Origin of the sequence: Kitasatospora nipponensis, assembly GCF_039528135.1 — a bacterium.
Classification (GTDB): domain Bacteria; phylum Actinomycetota; class Actinomycetes; order Streptomycetales; family Streptomycetaceae; genus Kitasatospora; species Kitasatospora nipponensis.
The window spans coordinates 1-25,795 of sequence record NZ_BAAALF010000044.1 but is presented as its reverse complement, the minus strand read 5'-3'; the positions used below and the strand labels follow the sequence as shown (position 1 = coordinate 25,795).

General features: G+C 74.7%; 27 protein-coding genes and 1 riboswitch. Of the genes, 14 read left to right on the top strand and 13 right to left on the bottom strand.

What is annotated here, in order from left to right:
• Window positions 1-71 precede the first annotated feature (71 nt).
• Both ABD323_RS15200 and otsB read left to right on the top strand, forming a co-directional pair.
• Window positions 72-299: a DUF3263 domain-containing protein gene (locus ABD323_RS15200; protein WP_344442093.1), complete on the top strand. Its 228-nt coding sequence runs from the start codon at window positions 72-74 to the stop codon at window positions 297-299.
• Between the two features lie 95 nt (window positions 300-394).
• Window positions 395-1,249 carry a trehalose-phosphatase gene (gene otsB, locus ABD323_RS15195; protein WP_344442092.1) on the top strand — a complete coding sequence of 285 codons (855 nt, stop codon included), beginning with the start codon at window positions 395-397 and terminating at the stop codon, window positions 1,247-1,249.
• On the opposite strand, the gene ABD323_RS15190 is transcribed toward otsB, so the two are convergent.
• Window positions 1,222-2,691 carry an alpha,alpha-trehalose-phosphate synthase (UDP-forming) gene (locus ABD323_RS15190; protein ID WP_344442091.1) on the bottom strand — a complete coding sequence of 490 codons (1,470 nt, stop codon included), beginning with the start codon at window positions 2,689-2,691 and terminating at the stop codon, window positions 1,222-1,224. The genes otsB and ABD323_RS15190 overlap by 28 nt on opposite strands.
• A 4-nt stretch (window positions 2,692-2,695) precedes the next feature.
• A complete protein-coding gene (locus tag ABD323_RS15185) occupies window positions 2,696-3,724 on the bottom strand; it encodes a glucosyl-3-phosphoglycerate synthase (protein ID WP_344442090.1) in 1,029 nt (342 codons plus the stop codon).
• Window positions 3,725-3,861: 137 nt separating this feature from the next.
• Window positions 3,862-3,991, top strand: a riboswitch (SAM riboswitch).
• 17 nt (window positions 3,992-4,008) lie between these two features.
• Between ABD323_RS15185 and thrC the strand changes: the two genes are divergently transcribed.
• The 5 genes from thrC (at window position 4,009) to ABD323_RS15160 (ending at window position 8,863) form a co-directional block, all read left to right on the top strand.
• Window positions 4,009-5,289: a threonine synthase gene (gene thrC, locus ABD323_RS15180; protein WP_344442089.1), complete on the top strand. Its 1,281-nt coding sequence runs from the start codon at window positions 4,009-4,011 to the stop codon at window positions 5,287-5,289.
• Window positions 5,290-5,381: 92 nt separating this feature from the next.
• The gene (locus tag ABD323_RS15175; RefSeq protein WP_344442087.1) at window positions 5,382-5,660 is read left to right on the top strand and encodes a MoaD/ThiS family protein; all 279 of its coding nucleotides are present in this window, start codon (window positions 5,382-5,384) and stop codon (window positions 5,658-5,660) included.
• Between the two features lie 548 nt (window positions 5,661-6,208).
• Window positions 6,209-6,412 carry a cold-shock protein gene (locus ABD323_RS15170; protein WP_030289665.1) on the top strand — a complete coding sequence of 68 codons (204 nt, stop codon included), beginning with the start codon at window positions 6,209-6,211 and terminating at the stop codon, window positions 6,410-6,412.
• Between the two features lie 309 nt (window positions 6,413-6,721).
• Window positions 6,722-8,344: a chaperonin GroEL gene (groL, locus tag ABD323_RS15165; RefSeq protein ID WP_344442086.1), complete on the top strand. Its 1,623-nt coding sequence runs from the start codon at window positions 6,722-6,724 to the stop codon at window positions 8,342-8,344.
• Window positions 8,345-8,503: 159 nt separating this feature from the next.
• Window positions 8,504-8,863, top strand: coding sequence for a hypothetical protein (locus tag ABD323_RS15160; protein WP_425555998.1), 360 nt, complete (start codon window positions 8,504-8,506; stop codon window positions 8,861-8,863).
• 51 nt (window positions 8,864-8,914) lie between these two features.
• Here the strand turns inward: ABD323_RS15160 and ABD323_RS15155 are convergent, their stop codons facing one another.
• Window positions 8,915-9,589, bottom strand: a complete 675-nt coding sequence (locus ABD323_RS15155; protein WP_425556000.1) for an HD domain-containing protein — start codon at window positions 9,587-9,589, stop codon at window positions 8,915-8,917.
• A gap of 121 nt (window positions 9,590-9,710) precedes the next feature.
• On the opposite strand from ABD323_RS15155, the gene ABD323_RS15150 reads away from it, so the two are divergent.
• The gene (locus ABD323_RS15150; protein ID WP_344442082.1) at window positions 9,711-10,397 is read left to right on the top strand and encodes a copper homeostasis protein CutC; all 687 of its coding nucleotides are present in this window, start codon (window positions 9,711-9,713) and stop codon (window positions 10,395-10,397) included.
• A gap of 87 nt (window positions 10,398-10,484) precedes the next feature.
• Here ABD323_RS15150 and ABD323_RS15145 read toward each other — a convergent pair whose 3' ends face one another.
• Window positions 10,485-12,569, bottom strand: a complete 2,085-nt coding sequence (locus ABD323_RS15145) for a HelD family protein (RefSeq protein ID WP_344442081.1) — start codon at window positions 12,567-12,569, stop codon at window positions 10,485-10,487.
• Window positions 12,570-12,927: 358 nt separating this feature from the next.
• Here ABD323_RS15145 and ABD323_RS15140 point away from each other — a divergent pair, with 358 nt between their 5' ends.
• Window positions 12,928-13,143 carry a hypothetical protein gene (locus tag ABD323_RS15140; protein ID WP_344442079.1) on the top strand — a complete coding sequence of 72 codons (216 nt, stop codon included), beginning with the start codon at window positions 12,928-12,930 and terminating at the stop codon, window positions 13,141-13,143.
• 17 nt (window positions 13,144-13,160) lie between these two features.
• Here ABD323_RS15140 and ABD323_RS15135 read toward each other — a convergent pair whose 3' ends face one another.
• The gene (locus ABD323_RS15135) at window positions 13,161-14,795 is read right to left on the bottom strand and encodes a DNA repair helicase XPB (protein ID WP_344442078.1); all 1,635 of its coding nucleotides are present in this window, start codon (window positions 14,793-14,795) and stop codon (window positions 13,161-13,163) included.
• Between the two features lie 99 nt (window positions 14,796-14,894).
• Window positions 14,895-15,620: a peptidoglycan editing factor PgeF gene (gene pgeF / locus ABD323_RS15130; RefSeq protein ID WP_344442077.1), complete on the bottom strand. Its 726-nt coding sequence runs from the start codon at window positions 15,618-15,620 to the stop codon at window positions 14,895-14,897.
• 77 nt (window positions 15,621-15,697) lie between these two features.
• Between pgeF and ABD323_RS15125 the strand changes: the two genes are divergently transcribed.
• On the top strand, window positions 15,698-15,943 hold the full coding sequence (locus tag ABD323_RS15125) for a hypothetical protein (RefSeq protein WP_344442075.1): 246 nt from the start codon (window positions 15,698-15,700) through the stop codon (window positions 15,941-15,943).
• A 57-nt stretch (window positions 15,944-16,000) separates the two neighbouring features.
• Here the strand turns inward: ABD323_RS15125 and ABD323_RS15120 are convergent, their stop codons facing one another.
• Window positions 16,001-18,538, bottom strand: a complete 2,538-nt coding sequence (locus ABD323_RS15120) for a helicase-associated domain-containing protein (RefSeq protein ID WP_344442074.1) — start codon at window positions 18,536-18,538, stop codon at window positions 16,001-16,003.
• A 187-nt stretch (window positions 18,539-18,725) separates the two neighbouring features.
• Between ABD323_RS15120 and ABD323_RS15115 the strand changes: the two genes are divergently transcribed.
• Window positions 18,726-19,748 carry a hypothetical protein gene (locus ABD323_RS15115; RefSeq protein WP_344442073.1) on the top strand — a complete coding sequence of 341 codons (1,023 nt, stop codon included), beginning with the start codon at window positions 18,726-18,728 and terminating at the stop codon, window positions 19,746-19,748.
• Here the strand turns inward: ABD323_RS15115 and ABD323_RS15110 are convergent.
• Window positions 19,717-20,331: a TetR/AcrR family transcriptional regulator gene (locus ABD323_RS15110; protein ID WP_344442072.1), complete on the bottom strand. Its 615-nt coding sequence runs from the start codon at window positions 20,329-20,331 to the stop codon at window positions 19,717-19,719. The genes ABD323_RS15115 and ABD323_RS15110 overlap by 32 nt on opposite strands.
• Before the next feature lie 115 nt (window positions 20,332-20,446).
• Between ABD323_RS15110 and ABD323_RS15105 the strand changes: the two genes are divergently transcribed.
• On the top strand, window positions 20,447-20,713 hold the full coding sequence (locus tag ABD323_RS15105) for a putative antibiotic biosynthesis monooxygenase (RefSeq protein ID WP_344442071.1): 267 nt from the start codon (window positions 20,447-20,449) through the stop codon (window positions 20,711-20,713).
• Here ABD323_RS15105 and ABD323_RS15100 read toward each other — a convergent pair.
• Both ABD323_RS15100 and ABD323_RS15095 read right to left on the bottom strand, forming a co-directional pair.
• Window positions 20,689-21,573, bottom strand: a complete 885-nt coding sequence (locus tag ABD323_RS15100) for a class I SAM-dependent methyltransferase (RefSeq protein WP_344442069.1) — start codon at window positions 21,571-21,573, stop codon at window positions 20,689-20,691. The two genes, ABD323_RS15105 and ABD323_RS15100, sit on opposite strands and share 25 nt — an antisense overlap.
• A gap of 74 nt (window positions 21,574-21,647) precedes the next feature.
• Window positions 21,648-22,607: an ABC transporter substrate-binding protein gene (locus tag ABD323_RS15095; protein WP_344442067.1), complete on the bottom strand. Its 960-nt coding sequence runs from the start codon at window positions 22,605-22,607 to the stop codon at window positions 21,648-21,650.
• A 104-nt stretch (window positions 22,608-22,711) separates the two neighbouring features.
• On the opposite strand from ABD323_RS15095, the gene ABD323_RS15090 reads away from it, so the two are divergent.
• Window positions 22,712-23,353, top strand: a complete 642-nt coding sequence (locus tag ABD323_RS15090) for an HAD family hydrolase (protein WP_344442066.1) — start codon at window positions 22,712-22,714, stop codon at window positions 23,351-23,353.
• Window positions 23,354-23,395: 42 nt separating this feature from the next.
• Here ABD323_RS15090 and ABD323_RS15085 read toward each other — a convergent pair whose 3' ends face one another.
• A complete protein-coding gene (locus tag ABD323_RS15085; protein ID WP_344442065.1) occupies window positions 23,396-23,632 on the bottom strand; it encodes a hypothetical protein in 237 nt (78 codons plus the stop codon).
• A 520-nt stretch (window positions 23,633-24,152) separates the two neighbouring features.
• Here ABD323_RS15085 and ABD323_RS15080 point away from each other — a divergent pair.
• The gene (locus ABD323_RS15080) at window positions 24,153-24,536 is read left to right on the top strand and encodes a cold-shock protein (protein ID WP_344442064.1); all 384 of its coding nucleotides are present in this window, start codon (window positions 24,153-24,155) and stop codon (window positions 24,534-24,536) included.
• A gap of 46 nt (window positions 24,537-24,582) precedes the next feature.
• Here the strand turns inward: ABD323_RS15080 and ABD323_RS15075 are convergent, their stop codons facing one another.
• Complete coding sequence (locus ABD323_RS15075) at window positions 24,583-25,431, bottom strand: 1,4-dihydroxy-6-naphtoate synthase (RefSeq protein WP_344442063.1); 849 nt, start codon at window positions 25,429-25,431, stop codon at window positions 24,583-24,585.
• A gap of 15 nt (window positions 25,432-25,446) precedes the next feature.
• Window positions 25,447-25,795: phosphorylase family protein (locus ABD323_RS15070; protein ID WP_486327150.1), on the bottom strand; the 349-nt coding region annotated here is incomplete at its 5' end.

Genomic DNA, 25,795 nt, shown 5'->3' with positions numbered 1-25,795 from the left:
CCCGCCGCCCGGTCCGGGGTACGGTCCGGGGCCCGCACGGGCGCGTCGGGCCCCGGCGGCACAATGGGCGGATGACCGCACTGACCGAACGCGACCTGGCCGTGCTCGCCCTGGAGGCCAGGAGCTGGCGGACCCAGGGCGCCAAGGAGCAGGCCGTCCGCGAGGAGCTGGGGATCTCCAGCACCCGGTACTACCAGCTGCTGAACGGCCTGCTGGACCGGCCCGAGGCGCTGGCGCACAGCCCGGTGCTGGTCAACCGGCTGCGCCGGATCCGCGAGGTCCGCCGCGCCGAGCGCTGACCGCCCCCGGCGCGCCGACCGCCGGCCCGGCGCCGACCGGCGGCCGTCCGGCGCGGGCCCGCATCGCCGCGGGCCCGCCTGGGTAGGGTGCGGCCATGGCTATCGCGCTGCACCCGAGCACCGCCGCCGGCCGGGACGCCCTGGCCGCCCTGCTGGCCGACCCCGCCGGCGCCGTCGTCGCGCTGGACTACGACGGCACGCTGGCCCCGATCGTGGCCGACCCCGAGCAGGCCCACCCGGCGCCCGGGGCGCTGGCCGCGCTGGCCGCGCTGGGACCACGGGGCGCCGCGCTCGCGGTGGCCACCGGCTGGCCCACCGCGAGCGCGCTGCGACTCGGCGGCTTCGCCGGGGTCGCGGGACTGGAACGGCTGACCGTGCTGGGGCACTACGGCGCCGAGCGCTGGGACGCCGCCACGGGGGAGTTCACCGCTCCCCAGGTGCCGCCGGGGGTGGCCGCGGTCCGCGCCGAACTCCCCGCGCTGCTGGCCGAACTGGCCGCCCCGGCGGGCGTCGGGATCGAGGACAAGGGCCGGTCGCTGGCGGTGCACACCCGCCGCGCGGCCGATCCGCAGGGCGCGCTGGAGTTGCTGCGCGGCCCGCTGGGCGAACTGGCCGCCCGGCACGGGCTGAGCGTGGAGCCGGGCCGGCTGGTGGTCGAACTGCGGCCCGGCGGCGCCGACAAGGGGGTGGCGCTGACCGGTTTCCTGCGTGAGAGCGGCGCGCGGTCGGTGCTCTACGCCGGCGACGACCTGGGCGACCTGGCGGCCTACGCGGCGGTGGAGGAGCTGCGCGGCGAGGGGCTGCCCAACCCGCTGGTGGCCAGCGGGCCGGTGACCGGCGAGCCGCCGGTGCGCGAGGTCGCCGAACGGGCGGACCTGGTGGTGCCCGGACCGGTCGGCGTGGTCGAGCTGCTGAACGGGCTCTACGGGGCGCTGAGCGCCGCGAGCTGATCGAGGAACCACTGCTGCGGCGAGAGCGCGGTCGCCGCGGCGGCCAGCCGCTTGGTGCGCTCGGTGCGCTCGTCGGCCGGCATGCTCAGCGCCCGGTGCAGTGCCTCGGCGGTGGCCGACACGTCGTAGGGGTTGATCACCAGGGCGTCCTCGGCCAGCTCCGCGACGGCCCCGGCCTCCCGGGAGAGCACCAGCGCGCAGCCCCGGTCGGAGACCACCGGGACCTCCTTGGCGACCAGGTTCATGCCGTCCCGGATCGGGTTGACCAGGGCCACGTCGGCCAGCCGGTAGGCGGCCAGCGAGCGGGCGAAGTCGTCCTCGACCTGGAGTATCAGCGGCTGCCAGGAGTCGGTGGCGAACTCCTCGTTGATCTGCGCGCTGAGCCGGCGCACCTCCTGGGTGTAGGAGCGGTACTCGGCCAGGTCCTGCCGCGAGGGGTAGGCGAAGGCGATGTGCACCACCTTGCCGCGCCACTGCGGCCGCTCGCGCAGCAGCTGGCGGTAGGCCAGCAGGCCGCGCACGATGTTCTTGCTCAGCTCGGTGCGGTCCACCCGGACCACGGTGCGGCAGTCACCCACCTGGGCGCGCAGCGCCGCGAGCCGCTCCGCCACGTCCGGGCGCTGCGCCCGCTCGCGCAGGAACTCGCCGTCCGCGCCGAGGCTGTGCACCCCGAGCCGGGTGGTCCGCCCGCGGTACTCGACGGTGAGTTCGGCGCCGTCGCCCGCCCCGCGGCCCGCCACGGTGGCGCCGAGCACCGTCGCGCAGCAGTCGGCGAAGGCCTCGGCCCAGCGCCGGGTGTGGAAGCCGGCCCGGTCGGCGCCCAGCACGCCGGTCAGCACCGCCTCGGCGACCGCGTCCGGCAGCAGCCGGAAGTAGTCGGCCGGGGCCCACGGGATGTGCAGGAAGTAGCCGATCCGCAGGTCGGGGCGCAGCTCGCGCAGCAGCGCGGGGACCAGGGTGAGGTGGTAGTCCTGCACCAGCACCGCCGCGCCCGGGGCCGCCTCGTCGGCCAGTGCCCGGGCGAAGGCCGCGTTGTAGGCCTCGAAGGCGGCCCAGCCCTTGGTGAACCCGGCGTCGAAGGCGGGCGAGGTCGGGGTGGCGTAGAGCAGGTGGTGGACGAACCAGAGGGTGGAGTTGGCCACGCCGTTGTAGGCCAGGTCGAAGATCTCGGGATCGATGTCCAGCATCCGGACGGCCTGCCGGCCGACGTCGAAGCCGCCGCGGTCCAGCCGCCCCTGCGGTGAGCGCCGGGCGGCCGCGCGGTCCGCCTCGCCGAGGGCCGCGCAGACCCAGACGGCGTTCGGATCGTCGATCGCGGAGAGCCCGGAGACCAGCCCGCCGCCGCCGCGGCGCAGCGTCAGCGACCCGTCGGGCCCGCTGCTGAAGGAGACCGGACCCCGGTTGGAAGCCACCAGGACACGAGCACTCGTGAGATCGGCCATGTCTTCAACCTTGCCGTGGTCCACCGGTGCCAAACGTCGGGTACTCCGGCAGCTCGATCATCGGCGGGCGCTCCACGGCGGTCACCGGGTGGCTGTGGGCGATGAAACCGCTGGTCCGCGCGGAGCGGGAGAACTGGGTCAGCACCGGGCGGGCCAGGTCGTCGGAGGCCTTCAACCGGTGGGTGCGGTCCAACCGTTCGAGTGCGGTGCGGTAGATGGTCGCGGCCATCCGGCCCAGTGCCTGACCGTCCTGGTGGCGGTGGTGGCGCACGCCGACGTCCACCTGGGCGAGTGCGTCCAGGCCCACCAGCTCCAGCGCGTCCACCAGCAGGCCCAGCTCCACGCCGTAGCCGGTCGGGAAGTGCAGCCGCTCCAGCAGCGAGCGGCGGGCCGCGTACTCGCCGCCGAGCGGCTGCACGAAGCCGGCCAGCTGCGGCCAGTGCAGGTTGAGCAGCGGCCGGGCGACCAGCTCGGTGACCCGTCCGCCGCCGGCCGGCACCACCGCGCCGTCGGTCTCCAGCGGACGGTCGTACATCGCCTTGACCAGCTGGATCGCGGGGTCGGTGAGCAGCGGGCCGACGATCCCGGAGACGAAGACGGGGTCGAACTCGCGCAGGTCGGCGTCGACGAAACAGACGATCTGGCCGCGGGTGACCAGCAGCGAGCGCCAGAGCACCTCGCCCTTGCCGGGCACCGCCGGCAGGCGCGGCAGTATCGCGTCGCGGTGCACGACCCGGGCGCCGGCGGCGGCCGCCACCTCGGCGGTGCGGTCCGCGGAGCCGGAGTCGACCACCACCAGCTCGTCCACCAGCGGCAGGCGCTCCATCAGCTCGCGGCGGATCACCCGGACGATCTCACCGACCGTGGACTCCTCGTCCAGCGCGGGCAGCACCACGCTGACCGTGCCGGCCGCCCCGGCCGCCCGTTTGGCGGCCAGCAGGTCGGTCACGGGTCGTTCGGCCGCGGTCCAGGACCGGCGGCTCAGCCAGCTGGCGGCCTCCGGAAGGAGCGCGGGGTTCGGCTCGGCAGGCAAGATCTCACTCCTTGTAGAAAGCGTCTCGCGTTGCGGACACCCGGGGTCTGCGTCCCGGCCTTCGGATACAGTCTTCGTACCGCGATCAGACCTTCGCACGCCGGGGTCGGTCGCCGAGCAGGACCACAACTTCACAGAGCTCATCCAGAGGGACTGAGGGAACGGCCCGTCGACGTCCCGGCAACCTTCTCGTCCGGCGCCTTCGGCCCGGCGGGACAGGTGCCAATTCCGGCCTGTGGCGCGACCGCGTCACGGGGAAGATGAGGAGAGAGGCCTCCGCCATCATGGCTACCGCTACCCCTGCTTCGACCACCGTCGACCTCGGACCCGCCACCGCGCTGTCCTGTCGTGAGTGCGGCACCCGGTTCCCCCTCGGTCCCAGCTTCGCGTGCCTGGAGTGCTTCGGCCCGCTGGAGATCGCCTACGACTTCGAGGGCTACGACGCGGCCGAGCTGCGCAAGCGGATCGAGGCCGGCCCGGCCTCGATCTGGCGTTACGCCCCGCTCCTGCCGGTGCCCGCGGACGTGGCCGGCAAGCCCAACCTGAACCCCGGCTGGACCCCGCTGGTCAAGGCCGACAACCTGGGCCGCGAGCTCGGGTTCACCGCTCAGCTGCACGTCAAGGACGACTCCGGCAACCCCACCCACTCCTTCAAGGACCGGGTGGTGGCCTGCGCGATCGAGGCCGCCCGGGCCTTCGACTTCACCACGCTCTCCTGCTCCTCCACCGGCAACCTGGCCGGCGCGGTGGGCGCGGCGGCCGCCCGGGCCGGGTTCAAGTCCTGCGTCTTCATCCCGCACGACCTCGAGCAGGGCAAGGTCGTCATGGCCGGGGTGTACGGCGGCGAGCTGGTCGGCATCGAGGGCAACTACGACGACGTGAACCGGTTCTGCTCCGAGCTGATCGGCGACCCGGCCGGCGAGGGCTGGGGCTTCGTCAACGTCAACCTGCGCCCGTACTACGGCGAGGGCTCCAAGACGCTGGCCTACGAGATCTGCGAGCAGCTCGGCTGGCGGCTGCCGGAGCAGCTGGTCATCCCGATCGCCTCGGGCTCCCAGCTGACCAAGATCGACAAGGGCCTGCAGGAGCTGATCAAGCTGGGCCTGGTCGAGGACCGGCCCTACCGGATCTTCGGGGCCCAGGCGGCCGGCTGCTCGCCGGTCTCCACGGCCTTCAAGGCCGGCCTGGACGTGATCCGCCCGGTCAAGCCGGACACCATCGCCAAGTCGCTGGCGATCGGCAACCCGGCCGACGGACCGTACGTGCTGGACATCGCGCGGCGCACGGGGGGCGCGGTCGAGGACGTCACCGACGCCGAGGTGGTCGAGGCGATCAGGCTGCTGGCCCGCACCGAGGGCATCTTCGCCGAGACGGCCGGTGGCGTGACCATCGGCGTGCTGAAGAAGTTGGTGGAGAGCGGTCAGTTGGACCCCTCGAAGGAGACGGTGGCGATCAACACCGGGGACGGTCTCAAGACGCTGGACGCCGTCTCGGACGCCGGGCTGACCACGACCATCCGGCCGACCCTGGAGTCCTTCCGGGCCGCCGGCCTGGCGTCCTCCTGACCGTCGGCCGCCCCGTTTCGACGCTGCGGGCAGCGGGCTGTCCGCCGGCGTCCTGACCAGCTTTGCAAAGTTTGCAAACGAGGAGATCCCCCATGAGTGCCACCGTCCGCATCCCGACCATCCTGCGCACCTACACCGGCGGATCCGCCGAGGTGAGTGCCGAGGGCGCCACCCTGGCCGAGGTCATCGCCGACCTGGAGAAGAACCACGCCGGAATCAGCGCCCGCGTGCTGGACGACGCAGGCAAGCTGCGCCGTTTCGTGAACGTCTACGTGAACGACGACGACGTGCGTTTCGCCGAGGGGCTGGCCACCGAGATCGCGGACGGCGCGAGCGTCTCGATCATCCCGGCCGTGGCCGGCGGCTGCTGACGAGGACTCAGTCCCCGGGGCACAGCGCCCCGTTCACGACCCCCGCAGGGCGTCGTGCCATCCGGCCCACCGGCCGGCCGGTGCGGCGCCCTGCGGGGCGTCCGGGGCCCGGAGGCCCCGCGCGGGGCGCGCGGTCCGAGCCGGTCGCCGGCAGGGCATAGGGTGGTGTCCGTCCCATGAGACATGGCTTCCGTGCTCTCCTCCGAGGCCTGTCGGCGACTCGTCAGAATTCTTTGGACAATTCGCGGTTTTCGTCCGCTATGTCCCGGCCGGAATGCAGACTTCTGTCGCATTCCTCCCCGCATATCCCTTAGCGGCCCGACCGAATTTGCGGTGAGTGGGCCTGTTGCAGAGGGCGCCGATGCGGATACATTCAGCCGCGGTCGACGCACTCGCCTGCTTCGCCAGCGCCAACTGGCGCTCGGGGGTGGGCTGGTGCGGCGTAAAGGATCGCGCCCAGGGGGGTTTCCTTCGGAGCGGTCCGACCAGACCCGGGCCCGCGACCTGCGGGCACGTGAAGGGCCAGCACAGCACTAGGGGAGTTCGGAATGGCTCAGGGCACCGTCAAGTGGTTCAACGCGGAGAAGGGCTACGGCTTCATCGCGGTCGACGGTGGTGCGGACGTGTTCGTCCACTACAGCGCGATCCAGATGGACGGCTACCGCACCCTCGAGGAGGGCCAGCGGGTCGAGTTCGAGATCTCCCAGGGGCAGAAGGGCCCGCAGGCGGACATGGTCCGCGCGGCGGTCTGACCTTTCCGAACCTCGGAGCCTCGGCTCGGCCTTGAGCTGGTCGGTTCTGTTCGGCGCAGGCCCGCACCCGTCCCCGCTGGGGACCCGGTGCGGGCCTGCCGCCGTTCTGGCGCGTTGCCCCATAGAGCTTGCACTCGCCATGCGAGAGTGCTAATCATTGGCGTTAGCACTCTCAGCTTGAGAGTGACAAACGGACCGGCCGGTGAGGCCCCCGGGAGCGGTAGGGGACAGGACCCCCGCATACCAGGGCCGTCCGTCGCGGGCACCTCTGGTCCGAGCAGTCGACCGTGTCCTGGAGGACCACTTCCGATGGCCAAGATCATCGCGTTTGACGAGGAAGCTCGCCGCGGCCTTGAGCGCGGCATGAACCAGCTTGCCGACGCCGTCAAGGTGACGCTGGGCCCCAAGGGCCGCAACGTCGTCCTTGAGAAGAAGTGGGGCGCCCCCACGATCACCAACGACGGCGTCTCCATCGCCAAGGAGATCGAGCTCGAGGACCCCTACGAGAAGATCGGCGCGGAGCTCGTCAAGGAGGTCGCCAAGAAGACCGACGACGTCGCGGGCGACGGCACCACCACCGCCACCGTGCTGGCCCAGGCGCTCGTTCGCGAGGGCCTGCGCAACGTCGCGGCCGGCGCCAACCCGATGGCGCTCAAGCGCGGTATCGAGAAGGCCGTCGCGGCCGTCTCGGACCAGCTGCTCGCCCAGGCCAAGGACGTGGAGACCAAGGAGCAGATCGCTTCGACCGCCTCCATCTCGGCCGCCGACACCCAGATCGGCGAGCTCATCGCCGAGGCCATGGACAAGGTCGGCAAGGAAGGCGTCATCACCGTCGAGGAGAGCAACACCTTCGGTCTGGAGCTCGAGCTCACCGAGGGCATGCGCTTCGACAAGGGCTACATCTCGGCCTACTTCGCCACCGACCTGGAGCGGATGGAGGCGTCGTTCGACGACCCGTACATCCTGATCGCCAACTCCAAGATCGGTTCCGTCAAGGACCTGCTCCCGCTCCTCGAGAAGGTCATGCAGAGCGGCAAGCCGCTGCTGATCATCGCCGAGGACGTCGAGGGCGAGGCCCTGTCGACCCTGGTGGTCAACAAGATCCGTGGCACCTTCAAGTCCGTCGCCGTCAAGGCCCCGGGCTTCGGTGACCGCCGCAAGGCCATGCTCGGCGACATCGCCATCCTCACCGGTGGCACCGTGATCTCCGAGGAGGTCGGCCTCAAGCTCGAGAACGCGGGCCTGGACCTGCTGGGCACCGCCCGCAAGGTGGTCATCACCAAGGACGAGACGACCATCGTCGACGGTGGCGGCGACAGCGACCAGGTCGCCGGCCGGGTCAACCAGATCCGCGCCGAGATCGAGAACAGCGACTCGGACTACGACCGCGAGAAGCTCCAGGAGCGCCTCGCCAAGCTGGCCGGCGGCGTGGCCGTCATCAAGGCCGGCGCGGCGACCGAGGTCGAGCTCAAGGAGCGCAAGCACCGCATCGAGGACGCCGTTCGCAACGCGAAGGCGGCCGTCGAGGAGGGCATCGTCGCCGGTGGTGGCGTGGCGCTGCTGCAGGCCTCGGTCGCGTTCGACAAGCTGGAGCTCGAGGGCGACGAGGCGACCGGTGCCAACATCGTGCGCGTGGCGCTCGAGGCCCCGATCAAGCAGATCGCGATCAACGCCGGCCTCGAGGGCGGTGTCGTGGTGGAGAAGGTGCGCAACCTCCCCGCCGGCCACGGCCTGAACGCCGCGACCAACGAGTACGTCGACCTCATCGCCGCGGGCATCATCGACCCGGCGAAGGTCACCCGCTCCGCGCTGCAGAACGCCGCCTCCATCGCGGCGCTCTTCCTCACCACCGAGGCCGTCATCGCCGACAAGCCGGAGAAGGCCGCCGCGGCCGCCGGCGGCGGCATGCCGGGCGGTGACATGGACTTCTGATCCTGAATCGCTGATTCGGGACCAGCTGGTCTGATCGTCCGACAGGGCGGCCTCCTCCGGGAGGCCGCCCTGTCGGCGTTGGCGGGTGCGGTCGCGGCGCCGGTGGGACGTGGCGGCCCGTGGCCCGACGTGGCACGACGTGCCCCGGCGTGCGGGAGAATGGCGGGTATGCCGGATATCGAAGACGCCCTGCACCGCGCCCGGGCGCTGGTCCTCGCCGACCTCGCCGCCCGGGACGTCGCCGACGCCGCCGTGGTCTCGCTGGTCGAGGACGCGGTGACCCACCGGCGCTGGTGGCTGGAGCAGTGGCCGGACGGCGCCGAGTTCGTGCTCGGCCTGGTCGCCCAGGACGTGCAGGACGCGTTGCTGGAGGCGTACGGGCGCTGGCCGCTCTGCGCGGCCTGCGCGGACCAGGGCGATCCGCACGCGCTCGGCGTGGAGCCGGAGTTGGGGCCCGACCCGCACTGGGTGTGCGGCAAGCAGGGCATCGTGGTGGCCGCCGTGGGCGCGCTGGTCTGAGCCGCGCCGCGGGCCCGCCGCTCAGCGCGCGGGCTCGGTCGGCTCGGTCGGTTAGGCCGGCCCGGTCGGCTCGGCGAGTTCGGCGAGTTCGGCCGCCAGGTTGGCCCGGGCCTGCCCGTCGTGGCGCCGGTGCGCCGCGGCGGTGCGGTAGAGCGCGGGCAGCGCGAGCAGCTGGCGCAGGATCCTCGCCCGCTCCCGGCGGAAGACCTCCTCGGGCACGAAGGCGTACTCCGCGCGGATGGCCGCCGCGTAGGCGGCGTACTGCTGCGGCGGCCGGCCCAGCACGGCGAGGTCGGCGTCGCAGAGCACCTCGCCGTCCCGGTCGCCGCGCAGCGGGTGGTGGCTGACGGTCAGCCGCACCAGCCGGACGGTCCCCTCGATGCGTTGCTGCGCCAGCCCGGCCTCGCCCAGCGCGCGGATCGCCAACTGGGCGCTGCGCTCCTCGTTCTCCGAGCGGTCCGGCTGGTAGACGGCGTCGTGGAACCAGGCGGCCAGCCGCACGGTGTCCGGGTCGTCGGCGTCCCCGGCGAGCGCGTCCACCTCGTCGAGGACCGCCAGCAGGTGGTCGGTGGTGTGGTAGCGGCGCTGCGGCTCGGCCCAGCGCCGCAGCAGCTCCCGGCCGTAGGGAGCCGGGTCGACCCTCGCCCCGCAGCGGGTCAGCAGCGCGTTCCAGCGCTCCAGCAGGGCATCGGTCGCGGGATGCGGTTCGGTCGCCATGGCGGCCATTGTCCTCGGCGGGCCGCGGGCCGCGGCGTCGGGGTGGGCGATCGCCACCACGCGGGTGGGGCCGGTCTTTCGGTCACGGGGGGCTCGCCGCAGGGGCGGGTGGTGTGGCAGGGTAAGCGATATGTCTAGACCAATCTTCGAAGTCATCGCGCTGACCGCGCACGATGCCCAGGCCGCGCAGTCCGGCGGTGCCGACCGCCTCGAACTGGTCACCGACATGGCCGCCGACGGGCTCACCCCCACGGTGGCCGCATTCGCCGCCATCCGGGCGGCCGTCGACCTGCCGCTGCGGGTGATGCTGCGGATCCGCGACGGCTTCACCCCCGGCGACCTGGAGGAGCTGCTCACCCGGACCGCCGCGCTGCGCGCCGAGGGCGCCGAGGAGTTCGTCTTCGGCTTCCTGGACGCCGAGGGCGCCGTCGACCTGCCCGCCGTGCGGGCGCTCGCGCAGGCGGTCCAGGGCTGCCCCTGGACCTTCCACCGGGCGATCGACCACAGCGCGGACCGCTCGGCGGTGCGCGCCGCGGTCGGTGAACTGCCGGGCCTGGACACCTTCCTCACCTCGGGCGCCGCGGCCGGCGTGGCGGCCGGGCGCGAGGTGCTGGCCGGCGAGCTGGTCAAGGCGGGCGAACCGGGCTACCGCCAGCGGCTGCTGATCGGTGGCGGCCTGCACGCCGAGCACGTCCCGGAGCTGCGCGCGGAGGGCTTCGACGCCTTCCACGTGGGCGGCGCGGTCCGGGTCGCGGGCTGGGACAGCCCGGTGGACGCCGCCAAGGTGGCGCAGTGGCGGGAGCTGATCGGGGTCTGAGCTGGGCGTGCCCGGGCCTGGTGTGCGGCCCGGCGGGTCACCGCGCTGTCCCGCCGCGCGGTTGCCGCGCGGCGGGAGGGGGCCGGCTCAGCCGAGCTGCGCCGGCAGCGGCTCGGCGTGCAGCACCGTGAGGCCGGAGACCGCGCGGGTCAGCGCCACGTAGAGCCGGCGCAGCCCGGTGCGCTCGTCCGGCTCGCCGGCCACCACCGCGGCCGGCTCGTCCAGGACCACGTAGTCGTACTCCAGGCCCTTGGCCAGCGAGGCCGGCACCAGGGTGAGCCGGGACTCGGCGGTGGTCTCGGTCCCCGGCGTCAGGTAGTCCAGCCCCTCCCCGGCGAGCGCGGCCTCGTAGCGGGCGATGCGCGCGTCGGCCACGATCAGGCCGGTGGAGCCCTCGTGCGCCAGTGCCGCGCGGCAGGCGGCGACCACCGAGCCGACCAGGTCGTCGGGGGTGTGACGGATCGTCAGCGAGCCCTCGGCGTCACGGATCGAGGTGGCCGGCGCCAGGCCGGGGGCGATCGCGGGCAGCAGCCGCGAGGCGTAGGCGATCACCTCACCGGGCACCCGGAAGCCGGTGGTGAGCTCCTCGACGTGCGCGCCCGGCTTGCCCAGGTGGTGCAGCGCCTCGGGCCAACTGGCCGTCGCCCAGGGGGTGGTGCCCTGGGCGAGGTCGCCCAGCACGGTGGCCGAGCCGGTGCTGCAGCGGCGGCCCACCGCGCGGTACTGCATGGGCGAGAGGTCCTGCGCCTCGTCCAGCACCACGTGGCCGAGCGAGGGGGTGCGCCGCACCAGGTCGTTGGCCTCGTCGACCAGCACGGCGTCCGCGGCGGTCCACGGCGCGGTCTTCAGCGACCGGCCCGGCTTGGCCCAGAGGATCGCGGCCTGCTCCCGCTCGTCCAGCAGGTCCTGCGCGCAGGCGGCCAGGAAGTCCCGGTCGGTGAGCAGCCGGTGCACCAGCTTGGCCGGGTCCACGGCCGGCCAGCAGGCCCGGACGGTGGCCTTGACCTGCGGCGAGCGCGCCACCGCGTCCTGCACCCGGTCGTCGGGCGCCTCGCCGCCCTGCTCCATCTTCAGCAGCACGGCGTGCGCGATCCGCTGCGGCAGGGCCTCCATGGCCGCCCCGTAGCGGATCTCCCGGGCGGACAACTCCTCGATGATCTCCACCAGTTCGTAGGCGGGAACCCGCCAGCGCCGGGAGCCGCGGACCACCACGCAGGGCTCGGCCGGCAGCGTGATGCCGGACCGCACCGCGCGCCGCAGCACCTCGGCCATCCGCGCGTCGCCCTTGATCCGGGCGGCCTGCGCGCTGTCCTGGCCGCGCACCTCGACGTGCGCCACCAGGTCCTGCACGGTGGCCTGGGCGACCTCCAGCTCGCCGAGCGCGGGGAGCACCTGCTCGATGTAGGAGAGGAAGGAGGTGTTCGGCCCGATCACCAGGGTGCCGGCCTTGGCCAGCCGCTCGCGGTGCGCGTACAGCAGGAAGGCGACCCGGTGCAGGCCCACGGCGGTCTTGCCGGTGCCGGGGGCGCCCTGGACGCAGACCGTGCCGCCGACGTCGGCGCGCACGATCTCGTCCTGCTCGGGCTGGATGGTGGCCACGATGTCGCGCATCGGGCCGACGCGCGGCTTCTCGATCTCGGCCGCCAGCAGCGCGGAGGCGCTCTCGGCCTCCGCCGGGTCGCTCAGGTGCTCGTCCTCGTACGCGGTCAGCTCGCCGCCGGTGTAACCGAAGCGACGGCGCCGCTCGATGTCCATCGGGTCCTTGCGGCTGGCCTGGTAGAAGGTCTGCGAGACCGGGGCGCGCCAGTCGATCACCATCGGGTCGCCCTGGTCGTCGTGCACGTGCCGGCGTCCGATGTAGAACCGCTCGCGGGTGGCGCCGGTGGCGGTGTCACCCGCGCCGGCCGGGCCCACGGCGTCGGGCACGTGGGCGTGCAGGAAGTCGAGCCGGCCGAAGAAGAGCGGGGTGTGCGCGAGGTCGGCCAGCGCGGCGATCCGCCGCTGGATCTGGTTGTGCAGGACGGCGGCGGTGACCCAGCTGCCGGCCACGTCGGAGATGTCCAGGGACTGCGCGTCCTCGCGCATGGCGCGCAGGGCGGCGCGCGAGGAGGAGAGGTGGTCGCGCTCGCGCTGCAGGGGGTCGGCGGCGTCGGGGGTGGCGGGGGAGTGCACAGCGAACCTTCCCGGCCGCGCCGGTGCACGGTCGCGGCGGTCTCGTCGTAGCTCACGGTGAGGAAACCTGGCCGGTTGCCGAGCGGTCAGGGCCTCCCACGGCTGCCACGAGCGGCACCACGGTTCGGGAGGGGGCAAGACCGGACAGCTTAGACCCCGGGCGGTGCCCGCGCGAACGGATTTCCCCGGGCCGGATCCGCGGTGCGCCGCCGCGCCGGCCCCGCACCGCGCCCACCGCCGTAGGGGACGGCCGTAGGGGGCGGGTGGGGGAGCGTACGCCCGCAGGACGACTTCGCCGGATGGAACAGGGGTCCTTGGACCGATGTGTCCGGGCCCGGCGAAAACTACCGTGGAACCCATGAGCACCGTTCACCTCACGGCGCCCCCGGCAGCGGCCAAGACCCCCCGGGCGCGCACCACCACCGAGTCCCTGTCCACCCCTCCCGCGGGCGCCACCCAGCTGGAGCGCCCCCGCCGCCGCAAGCCCCTGACCACCGCGGTCCGCAACGTCGGCATCGCGCTCGACACCGCCGCGCGCGTGGTCTTCCTCGGCCGCGACGGCGTCAAGCTCTAGCCCCGCGCCGGACGTCGTCAGACGTCGTCGGCGTCGATGATCCGGTAGGCGTACCCCTGCTCGGCCAGGAAGCGCTGCCGGTGGGCGGCGAAGTCCTGGTCGACCGTGTCGCGGGCCACCACCGAGTAGAAGTGCGCCGAGTGCCCGTCCGCCTTGGGGCGCAGCACCCGGCCCAGGCGCTGGGCCTCCTCCTGGCGCGAGCCGAAGGTCCCCGAGACCTGGATGGCGACGGTCGCCTCCGGCAGGTCGATGGAGAAGTTCGCCACCTTGGAGACCACCAGCACGCTGATCTCCTTGGACCGGAAGGCCTCGAAGAGCTTCTCGCGCTGGGCGTTGCTGGTCTCGCCCTTGATCACCGGGGCGTTCAGCACCTCGCCCAGCTCGTCCAGCTGGTCGATGTACTGCCCGATGATCAGCGTCTGGTCCTTGGCGTGCTTCTTGACCAGCGACTCCACCACCCGGCGCTTGGTCGCGGTGGTCGAGCAGAAGCGGTAGCGCTCCTCCGGCTCGGCGGTGGCGTAGGCCAGGCGCTCGGAGTCGCTCAGGGTGACCCGCACCTCGCAGCAGTCGGCGGGCGCGATGTAGCCCTGCGCCTCGATCTCCTTCCACGGCGCGTCGAAGCGCTTGGGGCCGATCAGGCTGAAGACGTCGCCCTCGCGGCCGTCCTCGCGCACCAGGGTCGCGGTCAGGCCCAGCCGGCGGCGGGCCTGCAGGTCGGCGGTGAACTTGAAGACCGGCGCGGGCAGCAGGTGCACCTCGTCGTAGACCACCAGGCCCCAGTTGCGGGCGTCGAAGAGCTCGAGGTGGGCGTAGACGCCCTTCCGCTTGGTGGTCATCACCTGGTACGTGGCGATGGTGACCGGGCGGATCTCCTTCCTCGTGCCGCTGTACTCGCCGATCTCGTCCTCGGTCAGCGAGGTCCGCTTGACCAGCTCGTGCTTCCACTGCCGGGCCGAGACGGTGTTGGTGACCAGGATCAGCGTGGTCGACTTGGCCTCGGCCATCGCCGCCGCGCCGACCAGCGTCTTGCCCGCGCCGCAGGGCAGCACGACCACGCCGCTGCCGCCGTGCCAGAAGCCCTCCACGGCCTGCTGCTGGTAGGGCCGCAGGTGCCAGCCGTCCTGCTCCAGGTCGATCGGGTGCGCCTCGCCGTCCACGTAGCCGGCGTGGTCCTCGGCCGGCCAGCCGAGCTTGAGCAGCACCTGCTTGATCTGGCCGCGCTCGGAGGGGTGCACCATCACGGTGTCCGGGTCGACCCGGTTGCCGACCAGCGGCATGATCTTCCGGGACTTCAGGACCTCCTCCAGCACCGGGCGGTCGGTGGTGGTGAGCACCAGGCCGTGCACGGGGTGCTTGCTCAGCTGCAGGCGCCCGTAGCGCGCCATGGTGTCGGCCACGTCCACCAGCAGGGCGTGCGGCACCGGGTAGCGCGAGTAGTTGACCAGCGCGTCCACCACCTGCTCGGCGTCGTGCCCGGCGGCCCGCGCGTTCCACAGGCCCAGCGGCGTCACCCGGTAGGTGTGCACGTGCTCGGGCGCCCGCTCCAGCTCCGCGAACGGCGCGATGGCGCGCCGGCAGTCGGCGGCCTTGGGGTGGTCGATCTCCAGCAGGAGAGTCTTGTCGCTTTGGACGATCAGGGGCCCGTCGTTCACGTTGAGCAGTCCTCCATAGGGTCAGGCGCAGACCCTCCAGTGTCGCGCATCGGCGGGGCTTCCGCGGGGGAGCGCGGGATCGCGGTCGGTGGGCCGGGTTCAGCCGGTCAGCCAGACGTAGCCGGCGAACCGGCCGGTGGGCTGGTCACGGCGGTGCGAGAAGAGCGCGCCGTCCTCGATGGTGCAGCGGTCGTCGTGGCGCACGGTGCCCACGCCGGCGGTGGCGAGCTGCGCGCCGATGCCCGCGCGCAGGTCCAGGGCCGGGGTGCCGCGGCGGGTGGTGGAGCCGGTCTGCGGCAGGGCGGCGACCGCCTCCTCGCGCATGGCCGCCGGCACCTCGTAGCAGCGCCCGCAGGCCATCGGCCCGACCAGGGCGGTCATCCGGGCGGGCTCGGCGCCGGCTTCGGCCATCGCCGCGACCAGCGCGGGCACCACCCCGCCGAGCGTGCCGACCCGTCCCGAGTGCGCGGCGCCGACCATCGCGGCCACGGGGTCGGCCAGCAGCACGGTGGCGCAGTCGGCGCCCAGCGCGGCCAGCGCGAGGCCGGGCTCGGTGGTGAAGACCGCGTCCAGCCCGGGCGCCTCGGCGCCGAAGGGCCGGCTCACCCGGGCCACGGTGGCGCTGTGCACCTGGCGCATCCAGACCACCCGGTCCGGGTCGAGGCCGAGTTCCGCGGCGGTCAACTCCCGGTTGCGCCGGACGTCCTGGGGCCGGTCGTCGGTACCGAAGCCGAGGTTGCGCGAGGCGTACGGGGGCCGGCTCACGCCGCCGAGCCGGTCGGTGACGGCCCAGCGGATCCCCGGGGCGAGCTCTGCGATCTCCATGCGCCGAGCCTACGTCGCCGGCCGGGTGCGTTGAGGCGGATGGGTGACGTATCGGGGCGGCTGTCGTTGGGTCAGGTATGAAGAAGCGCAGCATGCTCGCCGTCGGATCCCTGGTGGTCGGGGTGGCCGCCTCACTGGCCGCGCCCGCGGCGCACGCGGAGGGCCTGGCCCAGTCCGGCCCGCCGAGCACCCGGGAGTCCGGCCGTCCGGTGCTCGACCGGGTGCAGGACGTCCTGGGCACCGCCGTCGGCGGCGCGACCGGCGGGGCCACCAGCAGCGGGACCGGCACGGCGGCCTCGGGGCTGACCGGCGGCGGCCTGTAACCGTCCGCCCGTCACCGTCCGCCCGTCACCGTCCGCCGGAGCCTGCCGGCCTCGTCCTCAGTCCTCGTCGAGCTCGGCGACGCCGGTGATCCGGTGCAGCGCGAAGGTGTTGAGCTTCTCGGCGTGGTGGTCGTAGGCGGTGACGTAGCCGCCCTCGACCTTCACCGGGTCGACCACCCGCTGCGAGGCCAGGCCCTCGGCGTTGATGTAGCCGATCCACATCCGCTCGCCGAGCAGCACGGCGGTCTGCAGCGCGGCCAGCGTGTCGGCGGCGGCCGTGCGCGGCAGGTGCCGGGTGTCGGTGCGGGCCTGGGCCTGCTCGGTGCGGCCGGCCGCGGGGCCGGCCACCGTCTCGCGCCGGGTCGCGGTGGCGGCCCGGTCGCCGGCCCGGATCGCCTTGACGGCGGCGCCGAGCAGCACGTCGTCGGGGCCGGTGGGCCCGTCGGCGACCGGCACCGGCGCGGTGCGCGGCGGGGTGCGGTGGCTGTCGGGGCGGGTGATCACCAGGTCGCCCTCGGCGGACTCGGCGGCCGGCGCGTAGCCCATCGCGCGCAGCACCGAGAGCACCGTGTCGGGCGCGGCCTGGGCGGCCAGCACGGTGGGGGCCAGCAGCCGCAGCCGCAGCTCGGCCGCCCGCCGGTCGGCGAGCACCTCGGCCAGCAGCGCCGGGTCGTCGCAGCGCAGGTAGGCCGAGGCGGCGCCGATCCGCAGCACGCCGTGCCGCCGGGCCACGTCGTCGATCAGGTAGCCGAGCGGCTGCGGGACGGGGGTGCGCGAGTGCTGCTCCAGGAAGGCGTGCAGGTCGGCGGCGGTGCGCCCGGCGTCCAGGGCGCGGCGCACCGAGGTGGCGGTGAACCGGTAGACCGTCGCGCCGCCCTTGGACTCGATGTCGGCGCAGAGCGACAGCGCCTGGGCCAGCGGGGTGAGCAGCGGCCCGGGGGCGATCGCGGTCAGGTCGGGCTGCAGGATCACGTGGTCCAGCGGCTGCGGCAGCAGCGGGTCCAGCGCGGGCGCCGGATCCTGGCCCGCCAGCAGGGCGCGGGCGTGCCCGGCGAGCGCGCCGCGCCCGGTCACGCCGAGCAGCTCGGCCTCGGCCAGCGTCCAGTGCGTGAGGTGCTCGCGCAGGTCCAGCCCGTCGGGGCCCACCGCGCCGCCGCGCAGCGGGCGGGTCCAGCGCTGGACGGGCAGCAGGACGGCCGCGTCGGCCACCGAGCCGGGCGGCAGCGCGGCGAGCAGGCTGAGCACGGCGCGCCGGGTGGCGGGGGCGGGCACCCGGTCCAGCTCGGGGCCGAGCGCGGCGCGCGGCTTGCCCTTGCCGTCGGGCGCGCCGACCAGGCCGGCCACCCGGCTGGCGGCCAGCCAGGCCCGGGCCAGCACGGTCCAGCGCTCGGCCACCGGCTGCTGCAGCCACAGGTCGTAGGCGGGGGTCGGCGCCCAGACCTCGCCGGTCCGCGCGGCGGACTCCCCGCTCTCCCCGTCGGGGGCCAGCAGGCCCGCGCAGTAGGCCAGTTCGAGCCAGAAGGCGGCCTGGCTCTCGCCGGTCTCCAGAGCCAGCGCGGCCCGCTTGAGGTCACGGACGCCGACCCCGCCGGCCCGCAGCACGGGCGGCGGCTGCAGGCCCCAGAGGTCGAGCAGCTCCTCGATGGTGCGCACCGCGGTGTACGCCTGCCCGGCGGCCGCCCGGTCCACCGTCTGCGGGTCGCGCTCGACGGTGGCGACCAGCGCGGGGGCGGTGGGCTCCACCCGCTGGTGGCTGCGCCCGCCGCGCAGGTACAGGGCCAGCTCGCGGGGCAGCACCACGGTGCCGGCGCCGGAGGGCAGCAGCAGGCCGCGGGCCAGCAGCCAGTCGACGGGGCTGCGCGCCTCCGTGGCGGTGACCGGGCGGGCGGCGTCCGGGACGGTGCCCGTCGGCGGGCCCCAGACCAGCTTGTCGAGGACCCCGAGGGCGGCCGGCGGCGCCTGCGCGAGCAGGGCGGCGCACCGCTTGCGGTCGGTGAACAGGGCGCTCAGCGCGGCGACGGCGGTGACCGGGTCGGCGGTGCCGCCCAGGCCCGCGCCGGCCAGCAGTTGCTGCAGGCGGGCCGGGGACATCCCCAGGGTGGCCTCGCCGAGCGTGGGGCCCAGCTGGGTGCCGCCGGGGGAGAGGCTGGTGGGGGCCAGCGCCTCGCGCACCGCGATGACCAGGCGCAGGGCCGAGTCCGGACCCCAGAGCAGGGCGCGCTCGCGCAGCGCGGCCAGCGCCGCCGGCAGCGCCGCGATCACCGCCGGCCGGCTCACCGGCTCGGCGGCGGGGTGCGCCTTGACCCGGGCCGGACCGGCCAGCAGGTCGCGCAGCACGGTGTCGGGGCAGCCGTCCGGCGCGGCCGCCAGCGCCTCGGCGACCTGCAGCGTGAAGCGGTCCAGCCGTTCCAGCGCGCGCAGCGCCGAGGCCCGGCTGGAGAGCCGGGCGGCGAGCTGGGTCAGGTCGGTGGGCACGGGGTTGAGCAGATCGGGGCGCAGCCGCAGCAGGGTGGCGATCGCCTGGTCGCTGCGGGCGCGGAGCTCTTCGGCAAGGGTGCGGGCCCTGCCGGGCTGTCCGTTCGGCTCGGTGGTCATCCGATCCAGAGTAGTCGGCGTGAGTGTCCCCGGGCTGACCACGGACCGGCGGATCCGGTTTCGGGCAGGTGGCGAGGGTGGCGCGGGGGCGCCCTGGGCATAGGGCGGATGGGGCTCGCGCGGCTGGACGCCAGTCGGTAGCGTCAGCGGACGGTGGGGCCTGGAGCGCGGAACAGGGTGGCGGGCGATGGCGGGTGCAGGGTCGGGCGGGCCGGGTCCGGACCGGTCGGAGGGGTCCGGCCGGGCGCCGGGCGGGTCCGGCGCGGGGCTGACCGGCGGGCTGTCGGGCGGCGAGTGGTGGCGGGTGGACGGGCCCTGGCGGGTGCTGGGCACCCCGCCCGGCGGTCAGCCGCCCGACCGGGAGCCCGGGGAGGACGGGGTGTACCTGGCGGAGCCGGCCGTGCACCGCTCGGTGCCGCCACCGCCCCTCGCACGGCCCGGCCGTGGGCCCGCGCCGGGTGCCGCGGCGGGACCCGAGGTGCCCCGCCAGTCGGGCGCGCGTTCGATCTTCCGCAAGCGGCCGGCGCCCGCACCGGGATCCGGCCCGGACCGCCCGGTCGAGCCGGCGGCCGCCGCCGCGGCGTGGCTGATCGCGCCGGCCTCGCCCGTGCTGGACGAGGACGGCCCGGTCCGGCCGCCGACGCTCGCCGACTTCCCCGGCTGGAGCGAGGTGTCGATCAGCTACCCGCCCGACGACACGCTGCCGCCGGAGCCGGCGGCCGATGAGGCCGACCAGGACGAGCCGGTGGGACAGGCCGCGCCGGTCCCCGGCCGGCGCCGGTGGCGACGGCGAGGCGCACCGCAGCCGGTGGCCGAGCCCGGCGCGGCAGTCGGCCGCCCGCGCGGTCCGCTGACGGGCCGCCGGCCCTCGCCGCTGCTGCTGCTGGCGGCCCTGGTGCTGGTCGGCGGCACGGTCACCGGGCTGATCCCGGTCCTGGCGGCCGGCTGGGTGCTGACCTACTTCTCGCAGGCGCTGGGCGACCTGGCCAAGAAGTTCGCGGTCTTCGGGGTCCCGATGGTCTGCATGACCGGCTCCACCCTCTGGTTCTGGGGACGGGCGCAGCACCGCTGGGGCGCGCCGCTGGCCCAGGGCGCGCCGCTCACCCACGCCACCGTCGCCGCGTTGCCGGGGGTGCTGCGGCTGGCCGCCGCGCTCTCCGCCGTCTTCCTGCTGGCCCTCACCCTGCGGCGGCGGGCGGCTCAGGGGTGACCGCGCCGAGTCGGCGGGCCATGGTGACCAGGGCGGCACGCCGGCTGGCGTGGTCGTCCTGCGGCAGCCCGGACATCACCATGGCGATCACCTTGGGCGCGGCGAACCACCAGGCGGAGAGCGCGAAGACGCCGTAGAGCAGGTGCTGCGGGGGCAGCTCGCCGCCGATCGCGCCGGTGTGCTGGGCCCGGGCGATCGCGGCGACCCGCTCGGCGTAGTACGCGGCGCGGGTGGCGTCCTGGGCGGTGGGCTGCTCCTGGACCAGCAGGCCCTCCCAGCGCAGCAGCCGCAGGAAGGTCGGGTTGGCGGCGTGCCAGTCGAAGAGCTGCCCGGCGAACTCGCCGAGGTCCGCGCAGTTCTCCGGCGCCGGTGAGGCGACGGCCATCACCTTGGCCAGCTCCTGGTCGATGACGTGGCCGAAGAGCTGCTCCTTGTTGCCGAAGTACTGGTAGATCCGCTCCTTGTTGACGCCGGCGAGCCTGGCGATCCGGTCCACCCGCGCGCCCTCGGGGCCGTACTCGGCGAACTCCTGGACGGCCGCGTCCAGCAGCAGCTGCTTGGTCCTCTCGGTGTCCCATGCCATGGGTCCACCCTACGGCAATCCCCAACCAATTCGTTGGAGTCTGCCCGACGACTGTGGCAGACTCCAACCAAGCGGTTGGGGATTGGCCCCGGCCCGCTGCCCCCGGGGGTCTGTGATGTCCGTTCCCACCGTGCACCACCGCGCCGTGATCACCTGGCTCGCCGTCTACCCCACGATCACCGTGACGCTCGCCCTGATCGGCCCGCACACCACCCGACTGCCGCTCTACGTGCGCACCCTGGTGCTCACGCTGATCGTCGTGCCGGTGGTGGTGTACGGGCTGACCCCGCTGCTGCTGAGGGCCAGGACCGCGCTGCTGGGCCGGCGCGCCCGCACGGCGGACGTCGGACCGGACGCTCAGTCGCGCAGCGCCGTCGTGTAGCGGATCGCGGTGCGCCGCACCAGGCCGCCGTCCGGTCCGGCGAGCGGGGCGAGCTCCGCCAGCGCGGCCCTGCGGGCCGCCTCCAACTGCTCGGCCGGGATCGCGTCCAGCACCCCGCGCCAGCCGCCCGCGTGCAGCGAGCGCCACCAGGCGGTGGCGTCCGGGTAGTGGGTGGCGGCCGGGTGCTCGACGGTGCGGACGTCGGTGAAGCCGGCCCGGTGCAGCAGTTCGGCGGCCTCCTCGGGGCTGCGGCCCAACTCGTTGAAGCGGGCCGCCCGGCTCTGCCGGCGGCGCGCGGCCGACGGCGGCAGGAAGGCGTTGAGCGCGGCCCCCGGCCGCTCCCAGCCCGGTTCGTCCGCGCCGAAGGCGGTGAAGCCGAACCGCCCGCCGGGCACCAGCACCCGGTGCAGCGAGGCCAGCGCCGCGGCCGGATCGGGCGTGAAGATCACCGCGCACGAGGAGAGGGCGGCCTCGAAGGAGGCGTCCGGGAAGCCCAGCGACTCCGCGTCGTCGACCCGGACGCTGACGTTGCGCAGGCCGCGTCCGGCCGCCTGCGCGGCGGTCGCCCGGACCATGCCGGGAGCCAGGTCGATGCCCGCCACGTAGCCCTCGGGGCCGACTTCGGCGAGCGCGGCGAAGAGCACCGCGCCGCGGCCGCAGCCGACGTCCAGCACCCGGTCGCCGGGGCGCAGGCCGGCGAGGCGGGCCAGCCGGGCGCCGATCGGATTGAAGAAGCCGCCGTTGGCCTCGTCGTACTCCTCGGCGGCGAGCGAGAAGGTGTGGGCCAGGGCCGCCTTGCGGCGGCGGGCGGCCGCTGCGGAGTCGGCCGGTGACTCACCTCGGGTCTGAGTGTTCGTCATACCGCCATGGTGGTCCCCGTGTGGTGCGCGTCACAAGGGCGCGGAGGTGGTCACCGGGCGCACCCCAGCCGCACTCAGGCGCCGAGCAAGTGCTGCAGTTGGGCCAGCACCAGGCCGGCGCCGGTGTAGCCGATGCCCTCGAACCAGAGCTGGTCGTCCACCTGGAAGGCCCGGTGCGCCCGGACGGCCGCCAGCTCGCGCCAGGCCGGGCCGCCGAGCACCGCGTTCGCCCCGGCGGCGTCCGCGTCGCCGTGGACCGCGTAGAGCAGCAGGTCGCCGTCGGCGCCGCCGAGCTGGTCGGGGGTGACCTCGACGTCGAACTGGTCGACGTTCTGCGCGTCCGGGCGCCCGAGCTGGAGGTCGGCCAGGATCGTGCCGAGGAAGTTCAGCCGCCCGTACAGCCGGATCCGGCCGCCCGGCACGAAGCGCAGCAGGCTGACCCGGCGGCCCGCGGTGGCTCCGGTGCCGCCCAGGGCGCGGGAGACCTGGGCGAGCCTGGCGCGGTAGCCGGCGACCACCGCGTCGGCCTGCGCCTGGCGGCCCAGCGCCTTGGCGTGCAGCTGGAAGTTGTCCTTCCACGGGTAGCCGGTGGTGCCGCTGAGCACGGTGGGGGCGATCGCGCGCAGGGCGTCCAGGCGGTCGCCGTCGCGCAGCACGCTGCTCAGGATCAGCTCGGGGCGCAGCGCCCGCAGCCGCGCCAGGTCGGGGGCGGCGACCGCGCCGACCCCGACCACCGAGCCGAGCCGGGAGTCCGGCCAGTAGCCGGGCAGGGCGCGGTCGGCCGCGGCCCGGCAGGCGGCGACCGGGGTCAGGCCCAGCGTCATCGCCGAGTCGAGCTCGGCGGTGTCCAGGACGGCCACCCGCAGCGGTGCGCCCGGGACGGTCACGGCGCCGGTGGCCGCGGTGACGGTGGCGCTCGGTACGGGCGGGGTGGGTGCCCCCAGCGGCGGGACGGTCCCCGGTGTCCGGGTGCAGGCGCCGAGGGTGGCGGCCACCGCGCCCAGCACGGCCCGGCGCGACAGCTGACGGTGCATGGGTCTCCCTGACTGGCGGTCAGGGGGAGCATATGTCGCAGATGCGTGCTATGTCGGTATGCCGGGCAGATCATCGGCGTCGACGCGCTCGTTACGCTGGCCCCATGTCTGCGACCAGCGCGCCCGTCCCGTTCACCGTCGGATTCGACCTCGACATGACCCTGCTGGACACCCGTCCCGGCATCAGGGCGACCTACCTGGTGCTCGCCGAGGAGACCGGGGTGCGGATCGACGCCGACCTGGTGGTCAGCCGGCTGGGTCCGCCGCTGGCCGACGAGCTGGTGAACTGGTTCCCCGCCGAGCAGGTGCCGGCCGTCGCCGACCGCTACCGGGCGATCTACCGCGACCACGCCTTCGCGCCGACCGTGCCGCTGCCCGGCGCGCTGGAGGCGGTGGAGGCGGTGCGGGCGGCGGGCGGCCGGGTCGCGGTGATCACCGGCAAGTACGAGCCCAACGCGCGGCTGCACCTGGAGCACGCGGGCATCGCCTACGACGCGCTGGTGGGCGACCTGTGGGCCGAGACCAAGGGGGCGGCGCTGCGCGAGCACGGGGCGAGCGTCTACGTCGGCGACCACCTCGGCGACATCGTCGGCGCCCGGGCGGCCGGCGCGGTGGCGGTGGCGGTGGCCACCGGCCCGTACGCCGCCGACGCGCTCACCGAGGCCGGCGCGGACGTGGTGCTCGCCGACCTGACGGCCTTCCCGCAGTGGCTGGCCGACTACCGGCTCACCGCGCAGCCGGGCTGAGGCGGGCCGGCCGCACCCGGTCGCGACGCGGCCGGTCGGGACTCAGCCGGTCGGGGCGTCGGCCCGCCGGCGCTGGGCGCGGGCCGAGCGGAAGAGGCCGGCCAGCGCCAGCAGGAAGCCCAGCGGCATCAGCATGCTCGCGAAGTAGGCCGGGGTCGGCAGCGGCGTGAGGTGGAAGAAGAGCGGGACGAAGGTGGCGACAGTGGCCAGCATGCCCACGGCGAAGACCACGGCGCCGATCCGTACCAGGCGCTCGCCCGACTCGTTGCTGCTGCTCACCACGGACTCCTCGACGACGACCCACCCATGCGACGCTCCAGTGTCGCAGAAGCGGCGAAGGCGCACGGATCGGCCGCCGGCCGCCACCGCGCGGCCCCTCGCCGACGCCCTTGCCACCAGCCCGGATGTCGCCTCCGTCACTGCCTGCGGTTTCCCGGGGACAGGGAGTTTCGGACTCCGGGTGGCGGGGGTATGCAGGTTTCGCACGGGGTCGCCCGACCCCGTTTCCGGTCAGGGGGTGTGAGCCAGTGGACGGTGCCGCGTCGCGATCCGGCCGCGCCACCTGCGTGCCGGCCCCCCTCGCCAGAGCCGGACTGAAACCCCCGGGCGCGTGCGAGTGAAACCCCTGAGCGGTCGTTAGCCCCCGGCGGCGCACCGCCGTTCCACGGCCCGACCGCTGCCGCCGTCCGATCCGCGACCCCCGCCGGTCGCGCGGACGCGCCACCCGCACCACGTCATCCAGCCACGGTTCCCCGGAACGCTCCGGGGTGCCTCCACACCCACACCGAGGACAGTCGAGATGCCCACCGGCCAGGTCAAATGGTTCAACGAGACGAAGGGGTTCGGCTTCCTGTCGCGCGACGACGGCGACGACGTCTTCGTCCACAGCAAGGCCCTGCCCGCCGGGGTGAGCGCGCTCAAGCCGGGGCAGCGGGTGGAGTTCGGGGTGGTCGCGGGGCACCGCGGCGACCAGGCGATGGGGATCACCCTGCTGGACGCGCTGCCCTCGGTGGCGGCCGCGCAGCGGCGCAGCGCCGACGACATGGCGCCGATCGTCCAGGACCTGATCACCATGCTGGACGCCGTGCTGCCCGGCCTGCAGCACGGCCGCTACCCGGCCAAGCCCTCCGGCCCGACGCTGGCGGCCGCGCTGCGCGCGGTGGCCGACCAGTTCGACGTCTGACGCCGGGACCGCACGCGCCGGCCCTCCCGCAGCGGACCGCGGTCCGTCACGGGAAGGCCAGCGCGTCCGGCTCGACGGCCGGGACCAGACCCTCGGCGGCCGCCCGGGTCAGCAGCGCGCGCACCGCCGCGTAGCCGTCCTCGCCGAGGTCGGCGGTGAAGGCGTTGACGTACAGCTCGATGTGCTGGTCGGCGACGGCCGGGTCCATCTCCTGGGCGTGCGCCAGCACGTAGTCGCGGGAGGCGGCGGGATCGGCCCAGGCGGCCTCGACCGAGCCGCGCACGGTCGCCGCCAGCTCGCGCAGCCGCGCGGCGCCCAGGGAGCGGCGGGCCACGATCGCGCCGAGCGGGATCGGCAGGCCGGTCTCGCGCTCCCACGCCTCGCCCATGTCGGCGAGCCTGACCAGCCCGTAGCGCTGGTAGGTGAAGCGGGCCTCGTGGATCACCAGTCCGGCGTCCACCCGGCCGTCGCGCACCGCCGGCATGATCTCGTGGAACGGCAGCACCACGATCCGCCCCAGCCCGCCGGGCACCGCGCCGGCCGCCCAGAGCCGGAAGAGCAGGTAGGCGGTGGAGCGCTCGCTGGGCACCGCGACGGTCCGCCCGCTGAGGTCGGCGGGCGTGTCGGGGCGGGTCAGCACCAGCGGGCCGCAGCCGCGCCCCAGCGCTCCGCCGCAGGGCAGCAGCGCGTACTCGTCCAGCACCCAGGGCAGCGCGCCGTAGCTGATCTTGAGCACGTCCAGCTCGGCCCGCTCGGCGAGCCCGTTGGTGACGTCGATGTCCGCGAAGAGCACCTCGGGCGCCTCACTGCCCGGCAGCAGGCCGTGGGTCCAGGCGTGGAAGACGAAGGTGTCGTTCGGGCAGGGCGAGTACGCGATCCGCAGCGGCTCAGCCACCGTCGGCCTCCTGGGTCACTGGGTCGGTGGGGTGCCGGGTGCGCCGGACGGCAGCCGGTCGTAGGGCAGGGCCGCGAAGGCGCGCTCCAGCGCCCCGAGCGCCTCGCCGATCCGCCAGGCGGCCCGGTCGCGCGGGCCCACGGTGTTGGAGACACTCCGCAGCTCGCCGAACGGCACCGCGAACCGCACGGCGGCCTCGGCCACGCCGAACCCCTCCATCGCCTCGGCCACCACGCCCGGGTGGCGGGCGGCCAGCTCCGCGGTGCGCGCCGCGCTGCCGGTCACCGTGGAGACGGTCAGCACCGGCCCGGTGACCGCGCCGGCGGCCCGCGCCAGCAGCGTCACCAGCGCGGGGTCCGGACGG

What these genes read in the sequence shown, in the direction of transcription:
- ABD323_RS15105 (WP_344442071.1), top strand. Translation starts at nt 20,447, where the DNA reads ATGTCCGTTCCCACCGTGCACCACCGCGCCGTGATCACCTGGCTCGCC.
- ABD323_RS15120 (WP_344442074.1), bottom strand. Translation starts at nt 18,538, where the DNA reads ATGACCACCGAGCCGAACGGACAGCCCGGCAGGGCCCGCACCCTTGCC.
- ABD323_RS15100 (WP_344442069.1), bottom strand. Translation starts at nt 21,573, where the DNA reads ATGACGAACACTCAGACCCGAGGTGAGTCACCGGCCGACTCCGCAGCG.
- ABD323_RS15090 (WP_344442066.1), top strand. Translation starts at nt 22,712, where the DNA reads ATGTCTGCGACCAGCGCGCCCGTCCCGTTCACCGTCGGATTCGACCTC.
- ABD323_RS15095 (WP_344442067.1), bottom strand. Translation starts at nt 22,607, where the DNA reads ATGCACCGTCAGCTGTCGCGCCGGGCCGTGCTGGGCGCGGTGGCCGCC.
- ABD323_RS15150 (WP_344442082.1), top strand. Translation starts at nt 9,711, where the DNA reads ATGTCTAGACCAATCTTCGAAGTCATCGCGCTGACCGCGCACGATGCC.
- ABD323_RS15175 (WP_344442087.1), top strand. Translation starts at nt 5,382, where the DNA reads ATGAGTGCCACCGTCCGCATCCCGACCATCCTGCGCACCTACACCGGC.
- ABD323_RS15125 (WP_344442075.1), top strand. Translation starts at nt 15,698, where the DNA reads ATGAAGAAGCGCAGCATGCTCGCCGTCGGATCCCTGGTGGTCGGGGTG.
- otsB (WP_344442092.1), top strand. Translation starts at nt 395, where the DNA reads ATGGCTATCGCGCTGCACCCGAGCACCGCCGCCGGCCGGGACGCCCTG.
- ABD323_RS15115 (WP_344442073.1), top strand. Translation starts at nt 18,726, where the DNA reads ATGGCGGGTGCAGGGTCGGGCGGGCCGGGTCCGGACCGGTCGGAGGGG.
- ABD323_RS15140 (WP_344442079.1), top strand. Translation starts at nt 12,928, where the DNA reads ATGAGCACCGTTCACCTCACGGCGCCCCCGGCAGCGGCCAAGACCCCC.
- ABD323_RS15200 (WP_344442093.1), top strand. Translation starts at nt 72, where the DNA reads ATGACCGCACTGACCGAACGCGACCTGGCCGTGCTCGCCCTGGAGGCC.
- pgeF (WP_344442077.1), bottom strand. Translation starts at nt 15,620, where the DNA reads ATGGAGATCGCAGAGCTCGCCCCGGGGATCCGCTGGGCCGTCACCGAC.
- ABD323_RS15080 (WP_344442064.1), top strand. Translation starts at nt 24,153, where the DNA reads ATGCCCACCGGCCAGGTCAAATGGTTCAACGAGACGAAGGGGTTCGGC.
- thrC (WP_344442089.1), top strand. Translation starts at nt 4,009, where the DNA reads ATGGCTACCGCTACCCCTGCTTCGACCACCGTCGACCTCGGACCCGCC.
- ABD323_RS15190 (WP_344442091.1), bottom strand. Translation starts at nt 2,691, where the DNA reads ATGGCCGATCTCACGAGTGCTCGTGTCCTGGTGGCTTCCAACCGGGGT.
- ABD323_RS15155 (WP_425556000.1), bottom strand. Translation starts at nt 9,589, where the DNA reads ATGGCCGCCATGGCGACCGAACCGCATCCCGCGACCGATGCCCTGCTG.
- groL (WP_344442086.1), top strand. Translation starts at nt 6,722, where the DNA reads ATGGCCAAGATCATCGCGTTTGACGAGGAAGCTCGCCGCGGCCTTGAG.
- ABD323_RS15170 (WP_030289665.1), top strand. Translation starts at nt 6,209, where the DNA reads ATGGCTCAGGGCACCGTCAAGTGGTTCAACGCGGAGAAGGGCTACGGC.
- ABD323_RS15160 (WP_425555998.1), top strand. Translation starts at nt 8,504, where the DNA reads ATGGCGGGTATGCCGGATATCGAAGACGCCCTGCACCGCGCCCGGGCG.
- ABD323_RS15110 (WP_344442072.1), bottom strand. Translation starts at nt 20,331, where the DNA reads ATGGCATGGGACACCGAGAGGACCAAGCAGCTGCTGCTGGACGCGGCC.